13 protein-coding genes are annotated in these 14,349 nt (G+C 48.5%); 8 read left to right on the forward strand and 5 right to left on the reverse strand.

The genetic code is table 11. The features are described from left to right. Positions 1–9 precede the first annotated feature (9 nt). From QUB04_RS28505 to QUB04_RS28540, 8 genes are all read left to right on the forward strand, one after another. Complete coding sequence (locus tag QUB04_RS28505) at positions 10–159, forward strand: thiamine S protein (RefSeq protein WP_333289700.1); 150 nt, start codon at positions 10–12, stop codon at positions 157–159. Positions 160–243: 84 nt separating this feature from the next. Further along, positions 244–525, forward strand: coding sequence for a hypothetical protein (locus QUB04_RS28510; RefSeq protein ID WP_333289702.1), 282 nt, complete (start codon positions 244–246; stop codon positions 523–525). A 254-nt stretch (positions 526–779) separates the two neighbouring features. Further along, positions 780–1,247: a ribosome maturation factor RimP gene (rimP, locus tag QUB04_RS28515; protein WP_333040953.1), complete on the forward strand. Its 468-nt coding sequence runs from the start codon at positions 780–782 to the stop codon at positions 1,245–1,247. Between the two features lie 293 nt (positions 1,248–1,540). After that, on the forward strand, positions 1,541–2,824 hold the full coding sequence (nusA, locus tag QUB04_RS28520; protein WP_333289703.1) for a transcription termination factor NusA: 1,284 nt from the start codon (positions 1,541–1,543) through the stop codon (positions 2,822–2,824). Between the two features lie 280 nt (positions 2,825–3,104). Next, on the forward strand, positions 3,105–3,419 hold the full coding sequence (locus QUB04_RS28525) for a YlxR family protein (RefSeq protein ID WP_333152294.1): 315 nt from the start codon (positions 3,105–3,107) through the stop codon (positions 3,417–3,419). Positions 3,420–3,801: 382 nt separating this feature from the next. Continuing rightward, the gene (gene infB / locus QUB04_RS28530; protein WP_333289705.1) at positions 3,802–6,969 is read left to right on the forward strand and encodes a translation initiation factor IF-2; all 3,168 of its coding nucleotides are present in this window, start codon (positions 3,802–3,804) and stop codon (positions 6,967–6,969) included. Positions 6,970–7,376: 407 nt separating this feature from the next. Next, positions 7,377–8,087, forward strand: coding sequence for a low-complexity tail membrane protein (locus QUB04_RS28535; protein ID WP_333289707.1), 711 nt, complete (start codon positions 7,377–7,379; stop codon positions 8,085–8,087). Positions 8,088–8,328: 241 nt separating this feature from the next. Then, positions 8,329–8,553, forward strand: coding sequence for a hypothetical protein (locus QUB04_RS28540; protein WP_333029417.1), 225 nt, complete (start codon positions 8,329–8,331; stop codon positions 8,551–8,553). A gap of 633 nt (positions 8,554–9,186) precedes the next feature. Here the strand turns inward: QUB04_RS28540 and QUB04_RS28545 are convergent. The 5 genes from QUB04_RS28545 to QUB04_RS28565 form a co-directional block, all read right to left on the reverse strand. Then, the gene (locus QUB04_RS28545) at positions 9,187–9,762 is read right to left on the reverse strand and encodes an alpha/beta hydrolase (RefSeq protein WP_333289709.1); all 576 of its coding nucleotides are present in this window, start codon (positions 9,760–9,762) and stop codon (positions 9,187–9,189) included. A gap of 713 nt (positions 9,763–10,475) precedes the next feature. Beyond that, positions 10,476–10,784 (reverse strand): DUF3493 domain-containing protein, encoded by a 309-nt coding sequence (locus tag QUB04_RS28550; protein WP_333289711.1) that lies wholly within the window; start codon positions 10,782–10,784, stop codon positions 10,476–10,478. 169 nt (positions 10,785–10,953) lie between these two features. Then, entirely contained in the window at positions 10,954–12,186 is a 1,233-nt protein-coding gene (locus QUB04_RS28555) for a DUF445 family protein (protein ID WP_333289719.1), read from the reverse strand. Between the two features lie 89 nt (positions 12,187–12,275). After that, a complete protein-coding gene (gene ubiE, locus QUB04_RS28560; RefSeq protein ID WP_333289713.1) occupies positions 12,276–12,977 on the reverse strand; it encodes a bifunctional demethylmenaquinone methyltransferase/2-methoxy-6-polyprenyl-1,4-benzoquinol methylase UbiE in 702 nt (233 codons plus the stop codon). A 259-nt stretch (positions 12,978–13,236) separates the two neighbouring features. Beyond that, a complete protein-coding gene (locus tag QUB04_RS28565) occupies positions 13,237–14,181 on the reverse strand; it encodes a response regulator (protein WP_333057724.1) in 945 nt (314 codons plus the stop codon). Between the last annotated feature and the right edge of the window lie 168 nt (positions 14,182–14,349).

Below are 14,349 nucleotides of genomic sequence, written 5' to 3' on the forward strand. Positions count from 1 at the left end.
CGATCGCCCATGTCTAATCTACCAATCACCATAACTGTTAAACTCTTGGCCGCCTATCAAGAAGCAGAGGGCTTGTCCGAAGAGAAATTAGAATTTCCCAAAGCAACTCCCGTATCGCAAGTCCTAGAACGCCTCAGTGCCACTTCCCCCCAGTTCTAGGATCGATCGCACATCTTGCACCATTGTCAAGAAGCTTTTTAGGAACAGGCTGGACGGCCTGTTCCACAAGAAAATCTACTCTTTGTGGAACAGGCCGGAAAGCCTGTTCTTGAGAATGGTGCAACATCTCAGATCGATCGCACCCGCTTGGGTATCAACCAGGAATTTGCCCTCGCCCCACCCCACTCCAAAACGGTGATGAAGTCGTCCTTATTCCCCCTGTCAGCTCCCCCCTTCTGCCCTCGGACAGTCCGCCGATGGCGATCGGTTTGTCACCGGGCGGGCGATCGAGCTAAACTGAGAACTGAGGCCTGCCTTCGATCAGAAGAAGTCCTCAAACTTCTTGGAAGAAATTGTTTTACCTAGGAGTGGGTCAAGCCCACTTTTTTTGTTGCATTAGTCGCAGGAAAAGAGCTCAGGGCGTCTGACTTGCAAGTTGAGGACTGATTTAGTAGGGGTACCCCCCCGCTTGAGATCCCTGCTGGGATGTTGGGTAAGTCCCAAAGTTGAAGACGAAAGTCGCAGCCACCTAATCAAACCACCTCAAAACCAAGCAATCTCAACAACAAATTTTTCCTTGCCCGTGTCCGAGTTTAGGAGTTTTAACTTAAGTATTCGATATGACTCATCCCCTAATCCCACAAATCATTGACTTAGCTACCCCCGTTGCGGAAACACTGGGATTGGAAGTAGTGGGAGCAGTGTTTCACACCAACCAAAATCCTCCCGTCTTGCGGGTAGACATCCGCAACCTCCAACAAGACACTGGTTTAGCCGACTGCGAGCGCATGAGCACAGCCCTCGATGCCGAGTTAGAGGCAGCCGACATCATACCCGATGCCTACGTGCTAGAGATTTCCAGTCCCGGAATATCCCGATTGCTCAGCAGCGATCGAGAATTTATTACCTTTAAAGGTTTCCCCGTGACAGCCAAAACCACCGAACCCGACTCGCGAATCAAAGAGTGGAAAGGACTACTCCTGGGCCGGGATGAAACAGCGGTTTATCTCAATCAAAAAGGGCGACAGGTTAAAATTCCCCGCCCTCAGATTGTCAAAGTTGAACTAGACGAAGGAAAGGAGATGTAAAGGGAAATTGTGAGTTTTGAGTTGTAGGGGCGGTGCCCCTGTGCCCGCCCGATTTGAGTTTTGAGATTGCCTCGCAGCAAGCTGAAAACGCTTGGCTGCGAGTTAATTTTTAACAATCACATCTGTAGCAGCGGGTTGAAGAGGAACAACAAATAAATTGTTACAGCACCTAGCTTCCCTAATCCTATCCAGTAACTCATCAATCATTGGTCATCACTCTTTCTCGATAATTTCCCAGTACCAATTACCGATTACCAGTTACTTATTACCACAGCAAAAAAGGAGAGTTTTATATGTCAATGGTTCCCCTGCCCGGACTAAAAGAAATGGTCGAAGGCATTAGCAAAGAACGCAATTTACCCAAACACGCCGTCCAAGCAGCCTTGCGAGAAGCCCTGCTCAAAGGATACGAACGCTACCGCCGCACCCAAAAACTCGATCACTTCAGCGAAGAATACTTCGACAACTTTGATGTAGAACTCGACGCAGAACAAGAAGGTTTCCGCGTTTTAGCCAACAAAACTATTGTCGAAGAAGTCATCAATCCCGATCACGAAATCTCACTTTCGGAAGTGCAAGAAGTAGCCACGGAAGCTCAGCCGGGGAGCATCGTGCTCGTAGACGTAACACCAAATCAAAAAGAATTTGGTCGCATGGCCGCGATCCAAACCAAACAAGTTCTCGCTCAAAAACTGCGCGACCAACAGCGCAAAATGATTCAAGAAGAGTTTAAAGATTTAGAAGAAACCGTTCTTCAAGCAAGAGTGCTCAGGTTTGAGAGGCAGTCGGTAATTTTAGCAGTTACCAGCAGCTTCGGTCAGCCAGAAGTAGATGCCGAACTCCCTAAGCGCGAACAGTTGCCCAACGACAATTACCGGGCAAACGCTACATTCAAGGTTTATCTCAAAAAAGTAGGCGAAGGCTCTACTAGAGGGCCGCAGTTACTTGTTTCTAGAGCCGACGCAGGTTTGGTGGTTTACCTGTTTGCTAACGAAGTACCAGAAATAGAAGACGGGGTGGTGAGGATTGTCGCCGTAGCCAGGGAGGCAAATCCGCCATCCCGGCACGTCGGCCCCCGGACTAAAATAGCAGTTGATACTCTCGATCGCGACGTAGACCCTGTAGGAGCCTGCATCGGAGCGCGGGGATCGCGGATTCAGGTAGTAGTCAACGAATTGCGTGGCGAAAAAATCGACGTGATCCGCTGGTCTCCAGACCCCGCAACTTATATTGCTAACGCTCTGAGTCCCGCTAGAGTAGATGAAGTGCGTTTAGTTGCTCCAGAAGGCAGGAGAGCTCACATTTTGGTCGCTGAAGACCAACTGAGTCTTGCCATTGGCAAAGAAGGTCAGAATGTGCGCCTCGCAGCCCGCCTGACAGGTTGGAAAATCGATATCAAAGATATTGCTAAGTACGATCGCGCGGCTGAAGACAGCAAATTGGCAGCAGAAGCAACTAGGCTCGAAGAACTAGCCGACGACTACGACGCAGACGAAGCAGGCGACTACGACGAGGAAACTGCAGAATTTGAGGAAGAGGAGGCAGCCGCCACGGAGGAAACCGAAGCCGCTGTCTAAAAACTGTGACATTTACCGAAGAAGAATTCAGAATTCAACAGCCAGAATCCAGAATGGGTTCTGTGCGACAGGATGGAGAATCGAGGTTGAAAGCCCGCGATTTGAATCGTGGAACACCAAAAATTTTTTCCGTAACCCTTACCCCTGACTTGAGGCATGGCGTATTTTGAATTCTGAATTCTGTCTTCTGACTCCTTGTCATAAGATTTTCTATCTTCGGGAGACAAGGAGGACTTGTCCCCTACTCGCTCCTCTCCCCCTACTCCCCCTGTGACAAGAAATGAAACCGAACTACCGGTGCTGTGCAAGTTGTCGAAAAATAGCTCCAAAGGAAGCTTTTTGGCGAGTAGTCAGGCTCTATCCTTCTCATCAGGTACAATTAGATCGTGGCATGGGCCGTTCTGCTTACCTTTGTCGGGAAGCTGAATGCCTCAAAGCAGCTCAGAAAAAAAATCGACTTGGGCGATCGCTCAAAGCGTCTGTGTCTGACGAACTGTACCAAACACTTTGGCAGCGTTTAGCCACATCTGACTGTACATCTTACTCTGGCCTAGCCGGAAGAAAAACCGACAATAGTTCGGCATCGACTGTATAAACCCTCTTGGCAGCCCTACCAGTAATTACCGGTAGCGCCAGCTATAAAACCCCAATCCGATCTGCCCACCAGTCTGGAAAGATTTGTGTCAGATTAGATAAGGGTAGGGTACTAGCAGAGGTATCCTCAAGGTGGAAAGGCAAACTTTGAAGCTTGAGAGAGTGGGTTTTGCCAAAACTCAGACTTCGGAGTTCCAAGTTCCCAAACAGACTTGAGAATTCTTCAACCGCCGACTTCAGCGAGTTGCATCTTTTAGATAAAATTGCTGAGCGAGTACCAAAACCCCGATTCCTGACACTGAATCAATCACACCGAATGATGTCGTCATTAGCACAAAAAATCACAATGTAAAAACTGGTTGGCACAAAAGAGGGCAGAGTGGATGAACAACGGCAAAGTAAGAATTTACGAATTATCACGGGAACTAAATTTGGATAATAAAGACATCTTGGCAGTATGCGAGCGGCTCAATATTTCAGTCAAGAGCCACAGCAGCACAATTACAGAATCCGAAGCAGAGCGCATTCGCAAAACGGCGGAAAAATACGTAGCCAGTAGCCACTCTTCCCCCGGCAAGCCAGCTCCACCCGAAAGAGCAGCAGCGCCATCTAGAGAATCTGGCCCTCACCCTAACGACCAACAAAAAAAGCAGCAAATTTTAGAAATACGCAGTCCAAAAGTACGTCCGGCTGGTGCAAACTCCCAGCCTGCAGGCAACGAGGAGAACAAAAACCAGCCCGCGGCAACCGTGGCAACTCCTCCCAAGTCGCCTGCAGCTCAACAACTCCAGCCTCCAGCTAAACCGAATATCAATCGACCTGTACTGTCGAAGCCAAATGTCGCTGTGTCGGCGGCTCCGTCAGAAATAGTGTCGGAAACTGTAGGTGCGATCGCCCCGGAAACAACCATCCAGGCTCAGGCACCGGCGGCACCTCAACCGCCGTCGGAAAAGGCTCCAGAACGCACCCAGCAACCGCCGATCGCCCCCCCTGCGCCGTCGGCAAAACTCACGTCGCCGCCAGTCAGAGGGGCGTCCGAGTCCGCTAGCCGTACCCCACAAAATCTGGGGAACAAGCCGGTACTCAAACTTGCAAAAAGCGAGCAAGAGCAATCAGGACAGTCAGAAACTCTGGAAGCGCCGGCTAAACCGAGTCGCCCCAGCAGACCTGCACCGGGATCGGCTACCGAATCTCGCGACGCGCAAAGACCGCGCCGGGAAGGCGCTGGTGGCCCAGTCAAAACTCCACTGGCCGATCGACCCCAGCCCGGTGGGCCGCGCCGGAGCCTTGCCCCCGCAACGTCAGCTACCGGGCTGCGTAGCCGGGGCGGTGGCACCGGAGCGCTAGGGGATGACACTGATGACAATGAAGAAGATAATACGCCGTTGCTGGAGATTCCTCTCCTCGAAAGGCCCTCCCTCCCTCGTCCTGCCAAAAAGACATCGGTCATTTGGGAAGAAGATGATGACGAAAACTCAGATGCTGCAAAAGCTGCAAAAGCTGTTAAGGCAAAACGTTCTCGCCTCAAACCCATAGACGAGGATGACGATGACTTAGAAAACGGCTTGGATCTCCCAGCACCAGTCACGGTCAGCCTGTCCCTAGCCCGCCCAGCGAAAGCGAAGGGACAAGCAGCACCCAAGTCAACACCAACTCCGGGCGCACCCGGAAGCAGCGGAAAAAATAAGAGACCAGGCCCTTCTCACGATAAAAGTTCTTCAGGTTCGAGCGGGGGACGTGGCAACCGGGGCAAAACAGCCGAAGCTAAGGTAGAACGTCCAGAAAAGCTGCTGCTGAGCAGGCCGATGACCGTTCAAGAACTAGCAGTTACTCTGGCTGTTCCCGAAACCGAAATTATTAAGCGGCTTTTCTCTAAAGGTATTGCGGTCAACATTACCGAAACCTTGGACATTTCAGCGGTGAGAATGGTAGCCGAAGAAATGGGCGTAGAGGTGGAAACCCCAGAAAAAGTAGCCCCAGCTCTCAAAGTGATCGAGATGCTGGACGAAGCGGATTTGGAATACCTCGAACGCCGTCCCCCAGTAGTCACGATTATGGGTCACGTGGATCACGGTAAAACTACCTTGCTCGACTCGATCCGCAAAACCAAGGTGGCTCAGGGAGAAGCTGGGGGCATTACCCAGCACATCGGTGCTTACCACGTGGATGTGGTACACGAAGGCAAGAGCCAGCAGGTGGTATTTTTGGATACGCCCGGTCACGAAGCCTTTACAGCGATGCGGGCTAGGGGAACACGGGTTACGGACATCGCCATCTTGGTGGTGGCGGCGGACGACGGCGTGCGACCCCAGACAATTGAAGCGATCAGCCACGCGAAAGCGGCGAAAGTGCCAATTGTCGTGGCTATCAATAAAGTTGACAAGGAGGGTGCTCAGCCGGAACGGGTGAAGCAAGAGCTTACTGAGTACGGCTTGGTCGCAGATGACTGGGGCGGCGATATCACGATGGTTCCAGTCAGCGCGATCCGAGGCGAAAACCTGGATACGCTGTTGGAAATGATTCTGACAGTCGCGGAAATGGAAGACCTCAACGCCAACCCGCACCGACCGGCTAAGGGTACTGTGATTGAAGCTCACCTCGACAAGGCAAGGGGGCCTGTGGCAACTCTGCTGGTGCAGAACGGCACTCTGCGAGTGGGCGATATTGTGGTCGCAGGCTCGGCTTTGGGCAAGGTGCGCGCAATGATCGATGACCGGGGCGATCGCGTAGAGCACGCAACTCCATCCTTCGCGGTGGAAGTGCTAGGGCTGCGGGAAGTTCCTCGCGCCGGAGACGAGTTTGATGTCTTCGCAAACGAAAAAGAAGCTGCGGCGATCGCCTCTGGAAGAGCTACCTCCCGACGAGATTCACGCCTGCTGCAAGGCGGCCGGATCAGCCTCAGCGGCTTCTCTCAACAAGCTAAGGAAGGCGTTCTCAAGGAACTCAACTTGATCTTGAAGGCAGATGTCCAAGGCTCCCTCGAAGCAATTGTCGGCGCTCTGACTCAACTTCCTCAAAAAGAAGTTCAACTGCGACTGCTGCTATCTGCTCCTGGGGAAATTACAGAAACGGATATTGACCTCGCTGCAGCCAGTAATGCTGTAATTATCGGGTTCAATACTACTCTGGCCACCGACGCTCGCCTCGCGGCTGACCAAGCTGGCGTAGACGTGCGGGAATACAGCATCATCTACAACCTCTTGGATGACATTCAAGGGGCGATGGAAGGCCTGCTGGAACCCGAATTGGTGGAAGAACCTTTGGGTCAAGTCGAAGTGCGCGCTGTCTTTGCGATCGGTCGCGGGGCTGTGGCTGGATGTATGGTACTCTCTGGCAAAGTCATCCGTAACTGTAAGGTGCGGGTGCGCCGCGGCAACAATGTCGTTTACGAAGGTGTCCTCGACTCCCTAAAACGGATGAAGGAAGATGCCAAGGAAGTCAATTCTGGCTTTGAATGCGGCATTTCTTTGAGCGGGTTTAGCGACTGGGCGGATGGCGATATGATTGAAGCCTACCGGATGGTTACTAAACGCCGGACTCTCTCTCAATAGTTTTGAGTTGTGAGTGTTGAGAGGGAAGAGAATTTTTGAGCGATCGCAACCAAATTGCCGATCGCTCGCCACTCTTCTCTTCACTCAATACTCCCAAACTCATCTGACAGTTGACAGTTGACAGTTGACAGTTGACAGTTGACCGAAAGAAGAAGGAAGAAGGAATTAAGAACTTCCTAATCGTCTTTACCCTTGCTTAAAATTTAAAATTCGCTCCCTCAAATAAGAATTACCGAAATAAACCAGATTTCTGCTTGTAAGTCCTCGGTTTGATAGCTAAATATTTACTCCTGGCATCGGATTTCAGAGTCAAGAGTGCATCCCAAAATCTCAAAATCCAAGATTCAAAACTCCTAATTCATAACTCATAATTATTTAAAGTGCGTTCTTTTTGGTCAGATCCTTTTTTGTGGATTCACCTTTCTGGGGCGGCTACACTGCCGATATTCCTGGGAGTGTGCTTGCTGGGACTGGCAGTGGGTTCTCCCCTGCTCCCTGTCTGGTTAGAAATGTTTTTAGTGGCTGTAGCAGGTATTGTTCCTGTGCTGTGGATGCAGTGGTTCCGCCCTTTTTACATTTTTAGTATTTTAGTTGTGGCGGTGAAACCGCAGAATTTAACTTCTGTGCAGCACCGACTTCTGACTCGGTTTAAAACTAAGTTAAATCAAGGAATCGCTCTTTTTGTCGCTGTTTTTCTGGCAGTAATTTTGTGGCAACTCTACCGATTGGCTCCCCTCGCGGCAACGGTTGCTCCCTTTCCTCCTTCCTGGCGGTGGGCTGGATTGTTGTTGGCAGTTGCTGCTTTTTTAGCTAGCAATTTGTTTTTGCAGGTGTCTGCTAGTGTCATGGCGGTTTTGCTGACGCCGGAATCAGAATTTGCAGCGACAAAGCCTCATGTTGTAGAAAAAATTCGGCAGGATTTTACGATCGCACCTTGGCAAGTCGATCGACTTTTGCCGGCTTTGGCAGCCGAGACAACTGCCGGTGTGGCTGCACCGGCAGAGTCAATTGAGCCAGCATCCAGCATAGGGAATTCTGCAGGCAGTATTGTCAACCCAGAACCTGCTGACACCAACGGCGTTACATCCCTACCCGAAGAGTCGAGCGAAAAAAAGTGAAATAAAAAATTAAGAGGGGGACAATTGTAGTTTAAGCTACTTTAATTTGTACAGATGTATGCTGTGAAAAAAATAGGTAAGGCCCCTCTTCTGATAGAGATTATTAATAGTCTTAATATTTAATTTTTAATTGCAACTTGTGGAGATTTTAGGTTGGCTCTTTGGAGAGAAGAATCTATAATAGAGAGTGTCAAGGTCAGCTTTCAATCCTTACAGGGGATTAAAACAGAGGTATAACAATATGGCGAATTATCTACCGATCGCACAACAACCTCAAGCCGCAGAGCCGATCGAGCTGTGCGAAGATTCTGAAATCTGGGGCAGTCTCAAATCCGCGATCGGCGCAAGTTCAGGATTTCAACGCTGGCAGCTAGAACTCAATTTTGAGCGTCAGCAGCAAAATGCCACCATCGATCAGCAGGTTCGTTCCTATCTGCGGGAAACTTTAGAAACTTTGGCTTATTGAGTACCCTAAAACCAAATATTGTCACGGTTTGTGAATTTTATAGCCCAATTCTGCTGGCATCCCCTCCAATATGCTAAGTGAGTGCCGATAGTGAGTGTCGAGAGTGAGTGTCGATCGGAACTTCGGAGATCAAATTGCAGGGGACAGTATTTCTCGGCGTTGCTGATTTACGGTATGAAAGGCTAAATATGCCAGTCATAGAAACCAGTATCCACAAAGCTTCGGCCTTTTCAACTTATTTTTTTCATACCCTAATTAAGCAACGCCCAGCAAGCCCTATTTAAATTAGTCACTCATCTCCAAATATTTGATTTTCCCAAGCTTTTTAGCTCTGGTGGTTTCTCAGAAATCATTTAGGATTGCTATACTTCAGGAGCAACTTTTCGTAAAGTCTCGAACATCTATCCCGATCTAGATTTGACAGCGAAGTTATCTGATTTTAGATTTGAGATTTTAGAATTAGGAATGACTGATTCCCGTCTGGTTTGAAGCTGGCCGGCAGTTAGATTTGGTTTTTAACTCCTGTCAAAATTAGGCAAATTTTGTACAAAAAAAGGTAACTCCCCTGTAGATGCAGGTTCAGCAACCCAAGTGCGATCGCTCGAAGCAATCAACCGTCCTTGAGCAAATCCACTACAATCTAGGCAGACGAATCTTGTTCAAAAGGTCTTGCAGCCGTTCTGAAACGCCACCCAATTGTTCTGACAAAGCTACAAGTTTGCCGTAAGCTTCAACTAAGCGATCGCCCTCAACATAAACTTCTGGAGTAGGATAATTCTTCATCGCTTCCAGCAGTGTAATCTCGTTATCATTAGTTGCAGACAGCACCAAGGCCTCGCGCAAAGCTTCTCGATTTGCATTCCCAGAAGGAGTGCGAATTACCTGACCCACCTCATCGAGAATTATTTCTCCAACCTTACTGTTAAGCGTCCGATCCAAAAAGCTTTGACTGACTTTTACTGGTCTCGTCAGACTGTTGCGAACCGCTTCGGGGTCTTTTTTTGCTTTTCCCAGTAGCATTTCTAACGCGGGCGACATTTTCCCAGTTTCTGCAAAAATTTCTAATTCGCTGACGGGTAAAGTCATTCGGATCGCACTGTATTTGAGCACTACCTTTTCGGCAGCCGCCGCAGCATTGCTGTAAAATAAAATTCCCGCGCCTGCTGCTAAAAATAGTGTCCACCGCCCTTGGAAAAATGATCGATTCATAGTAAAATCTCCCAACATCTTTTTCTACTTAGACTTTGACACATCTCATTAGTTACTGCACAGGCTAAGGTCTTGGGGAAATACCCAATTAGTCGATCGCCCCAGCACTTATAGCATTTTAGATTTTAGATTTTAGAATTGCGAATGACTGATGACGATCGTGGTTTCGAGCACAAGTCTACAGGTGCATGATTTTTGGGAACTGGTATTACCTATATCGGATGCTAGGGAAAAAACTCGGTTCAGGGCGCTGGTACCGGCCTCTCTGTGCGCGGTGCACACCCTACTGATAACACTCAACCATTCAGTTTTGCGACCACGATTCAACTGTCAACAGTCAACTGTCAACAGTCAACAGTCAACAGTCAACAGTCAACAGTCAACAATCACCGACGGTGCCACCCAAATTGATATGATTCTCTCTCCCAATTTCCCGATCCTAGCAAAATGCCTAACGCCAGCTCTTCTATCAGTGAAGGCTGGCGCTGGGCTTTAATTTATTTTATATATTTAGGGTCTTTATGAAAGCTGACCCCAATTGAACGAATTACAAGCGGTTTATGATTAGGGCCTTTAAATTTGCTGACCCCAATTAAAGCCACATTCTTAGTATTACAGGGATCGCTGGGAAACCACGATTTCATAATAATTTCTTTATATTTATAACTTTTCCTTGCCTCAGATATATTTTTGTCTCGATTTGTAAATTTTTATTACTTCGACTTGGGGGATCGGCCGTCGGCGCGCTGCTCCCAGCGAAACAGGAACACCATCAGGGCCACAACTCCGACTTGGAGGGCAAAATTGGGCAAAGCAGAACCAATTTCCCGGCCAGAGGCAATTTTAGCGAGGAAAACCAAGCCACCTATAAAGCCAGAAGCGCCACAAGCTACATAGACAAACTGTCGCAGAGGCCGGTAGGGAGTGGCCATTTCTGCTGTTAAACGCTCGTATTGTTGGCGGCTGAGGTTGCGCGGGTTTTTTGGGATGTTTGTGCGATCGTCCGAATTGGGGGCTGGCATAGATTTAGAAAATAAGTAAATTAGGATTGGGCCACAAAAACCCGGTTTCTACCAAAAATCCTCTGGCTTAGGTAGCAAATACTAGCGAAAAACCGGGTTTTTGGTACTGGCTGCGCCAGAGAGAGTGAATATTAGACTACAACAAAGAGCTCACACCTGTCGAAATAAATCACCGCTGAATCCAAATAACAACTGTCTGTAAACAGCCGACAAAAACACCCAAAATGCCTCCTAAATTTACAATTCCCTGCAACTCGCTTTGGACAATTCCCTGAATTGCTAACTCCAACTCTTCAGGAGAAGTACCTTTGACTCGATCGACAATCACCTGGTCAATATTCAAAATCGGGATAGCCTGAGCTACAATATTTTCTAAATCCCGCTCTAGATAGCGTTCTAAAACCAAAGCAAGTTCTTGGCTGACAATTCCGAGGGAAGCGCTCATCACCGCTGAAGTTTGCAAGCGATTGAGAAGCAACCGCGAAATATTTTCCCAGTCAATAGATTTACTCAACCCCTCAAGTACATCTGTACCCCGCTGCTGAACATAGCTGCGAACACTGTCGCGCATAGTTTTTCGCAACTGTCTCACAGTCGAAACCGGTAAATTTTGCATCGACAAATTTTGCAGCCATTCCTGAATTCGCCCGCGAATTCCCAAAGAAATGGTTAACTCTGCTAAGCGCTGATTTGTGGCTTCTCTGTCATCCAGACAAAAAGTCCGCAGCCGAGTTAAAGTGTTCCGCAAACCAAACAAATTTGCTACTACCCAATAAGTGCCGCTGGTTTTTTCTCGAAACCCTTCATCGATGATCGAAATATTGCGATCCGTCAAAAAGTCAATTAAAGCCTGCCGCAGCACTTCCGGGGGTATTACTACCTGCAACAACCACTCAGCAAGCTGAGCCGCCTGAGCTTCCGTTAGCTGAATCTCCAGCAAAACTTGGTCAAAAATTTGATTTAGCTGAACTTCTAAAAAATCTTCCCGGCGCGCCAAAACTTTGAGAATTCGCGGCACAGATTCCCCCAGCAAATCTCGCAAAATGTTAGCGAGAATTTTAGCCGTTTTTTGCTCTGCGTCTGCTTTTACCTGATCCAGCGCCAACTGCAACAACCAGAGAATCACCGACTGCATCCGCTCGGTTTGCAGGAGGCGGCGCGCCAAGTTTTGCAGTTCCTGTGGCGTCAGCAGCGAACCCATAATTGTATCGGAAATTCGCTTTGCCAAGCGCTCTTGGTTGCGGGGGATCAAGCCTGGAGTGAAAGGCAACTTCCGCCCTTTGATGTAAATAGCTCGATACGGGCGGAACAGCATTTTGATAGCTATATCGTTAGTGAAATAGCCAATAATTCCTCCCACTACAGGTGGGGCCAACAACAGCCAAATGTCAGACGGATTCATCAATAATTGGGAATTGGGAATTGTTGATTGTTGACTGTTAACTGTTAACTGTTGACTGTTGACAACTGACAACTGACAACTGACAACAGTCAACGGACTAATACCAATACTCCCATCATAGCTCCGGCAATGGGGTAGTGGGTGGCGGCGGCAAATCCGGCTTTGTTGGCGATCGCGACTTGCTGCTCGCCGATCGGGAATTTTTCTAAACTAGGATTAATGTAGGCATATTCTTGAGTCATGCCAAATTGCTGAGCAATGGGCACTACGAGAGTGTCTAGATAAAACTGCTGGAAGCTCCGCATTAGGGAATTGCTGGGGCGGTGGAGGTCGAGAATAGCTGCTTTGGCACCGGGTTTGAGGACGCGGTGCAATTCCTGAAGACTGCGGGGGATGTCAGTCACGTTACGCAGGCCGTAACCCATTGTGGCGCAGTCGAAGTAATTGTCAGCAAAAGGCAAGTCTAGGGCGTCAGCTTCTACCCAGGAAATGGGGCTTGCAGGCGTGAGAAAAGGTCGATCGCGCCTGGCCGCCACGGCCAATTGTTCGGGGGAAAAATCTACTCCAAATACGCAACCGGTCGGCCCTGCTTGTTTAGCCAGCAACAAAGCTAGATCCCCGCTACCGCAGCACAAGTCTAAACAAGTATTTCCGGGGTTCGCACTGCTCCATTTCACCGTCATTTGCTTCCAAATCCGGTGTTGCCCAAAGCTCAACCAGTCGTTCAATTGGTTGTAAACTGGTGCAATTCGATTAAATATAGTTTTAATTGCTTCGGCGTTATTAGTCATTGGTCATTTGTCATTGCGGAAAAGGTGAAAAGGTGATTGGGGAAAAGGTGATTTGTCAGCCGGAACTAATAATTAATCCGTCCATTCATGTCATGCTGTCGCCAGTCATTAATGCTTTTTTATTTGTTAGCGATCGGTGATATGTTGTCTTTAATCATTGGTTGGCTATCATTTTCGACTCAAGACACAGAGCCGACTGATGACTGATGACTAATGACTGATGACTAATGACTGATGACTAATGACTGATGACTGATGACTAATGACCCTGAAAACTCGTCAATACCAAAGCAACTTCTTGAGCTGCGAGGTGAACTGTTGTGAGTTCGTCGGGGCGCAGGGAACAAGGTTGTTTCCACTGCATGGAAATCAGGGCGATCGATCGACCTTTGTGACTAACCGGGATGCTCAGGTGAGCTTGAATGCCGGATTTCTGATAGTGCGGCAAACTCGCTAGGTTTGTGTCGAGTCCAATATTCACAACACCCTGAATAGTTTGAGAGGTAATTGCTTCTCGAACCAGAGGGTCATCCGCCAGCCAATTTTCCACAGTTGAACCCGTGGTGTGACAGCCTTGGACTGGGATTAAAACATTTCCTTCCACCAGTTGCAAAATGCAAAAGTCCGCCAAAAAATTATCACTTATAGCAGTAGCAATTGGATCTAAACTTGCTTCCAAACTCGGATAATCCACAGCCGTTTGCATGATTGTTGCTAACAGTTGTATTTGATTTTGAGCGCGATCCAATTCCTCAGTCCGCTGCTTGAGAATTTCATAAGTCTCGGCCGCCTTTTGCACCACCATTTTCAGTTCGTTCGGGTCCCAAGGCTTGGTGATATACTTATAAACCTGTCCTGAGTTAATCGCATCCACCAAGTCTTCAATGTCCGTAAAACCAGTCAAGATAATTCTGACCGTATTCGGAAACTGAGGCACGGTTTTGCTCAAAAACTCCGTTCCCTTCATTTCGGGCATCCGCTGGTCGGAAATGATGACGGCGACCTCGCCTTCGATGCCGAGGACTTCCAAGGCGCGAATTCCGCTCTCAGCTTTGAGAACGTTAAAATCTCGTCGGAAAGTGCGGTAGAGTAAATCCAGATTGTCTGGTTCGTCGTCTACTACCAGCATTTTGGGCTTTTTCGGTCTGTGTAGGGTCATGAGCTGGCGTTTAATTTGATCTAGCTCTGAAATGGCATTATCCATAACAATACGATAAACTCCCCTTTGTACATTTAGGCGAGCAACTATTCTTTGACACTCCCCACGCATAGAATGCGGGGGATTCTTCTCTCAAAGGCTCGACTCTAGACCGATATTACTATCGATCGCCGATAGAACGCCTCCAGAAGCAGTTTTACTCACGAGCTGCCC

Origin of the sequence: Microcoleus sp. D2_18a_B4, from assembly GCF_036702475.1 — a bacterium.
Taxonomy (GTDB): domain Bacteria; phylum Cyanobacteriota; class Cyanobacteriia; order Cyanobacteriales; family Microcoleaceae; genus Microcoleus.

Excerpts from the sequence above, each read along its gene's own strand:
- QUB04_RS28555 (WP_333289719.1), bottom strand. The coding sequence starts at position 12,186 with ATGAATCCGTCTGACATTTGGCTGTTGTTGGCCCCACCTGTAGTGGGA.
- QUB04_RS28550 (WP_333289711.1), bottom strand. The coding sequence starts at position 10,784 with ATGCCAGCCCCCAATTCGGACGATCGCACAAACATCCCAAAAAACCCG.
- QUB04_RS28565 (WP_333057724.1), bottom strand. The coding sequence starts at position 14,181 with ATGGATAATGCCATTTCAGAGCTAGATCAAATTAAACGCCAGCTCATG.
- infB (WP_333289705.1), top strand. The coding sequence starts at position 3,802 with ATGAACAACGGCAAAGTAAGAATTTACGAATTATCACGGGAACTAAAT.
- QUB04_RS28505 (WP_333289700.1), top strand. The coding sequence starts at position 10 with ATGTCTAATCTACCAATCACCATAACTGTTAAACTCTTGGCCGCCTAT.
- QUB04_RS28525 (WP_333152294.1), top strand. The coding sequence starts at position 3,105 with ATGAAACCGAACTACCGGTGCTGTGCAAGTTGTCGAAAAATAGCTCCA.
- ubiE (WP_333289713.1), bottom strand. The coding sequence starts at position 12,977 with ATGACTAATAACGCCGAAGCAATTAAAACTATATTTAATCGAATTGCA.
- rimP (WP_333040953.1), top strand. The coding sequence starts at position 780 with ATGACTCATCCCCTAATCCCACAAATCATTGACTTAGCTACCCCCGTT.
- nusA (WP_333289703.1), top strand. The coding sequence starts at position 1,541 with ATGTCAATGGTTCCCCTGCCCGGACTAAAAGAAATGGTCGAAGGCATT.
- QUB04_RS28540 (WP_333029417.1), top strand. The coding sequence starts at position 8,329 with ATGGCGAATTATCTACCGATCGCACAACAACCTCAAGCCGCAGAGCCG.
- QUB04_RS28545 (WP_333289709.1), bottom strand. The coding sequence starts at position 9,762 with ATGAATCGATCATTTTTCCAAGGGCGGTGGACACTATTTTTAGCAGCA.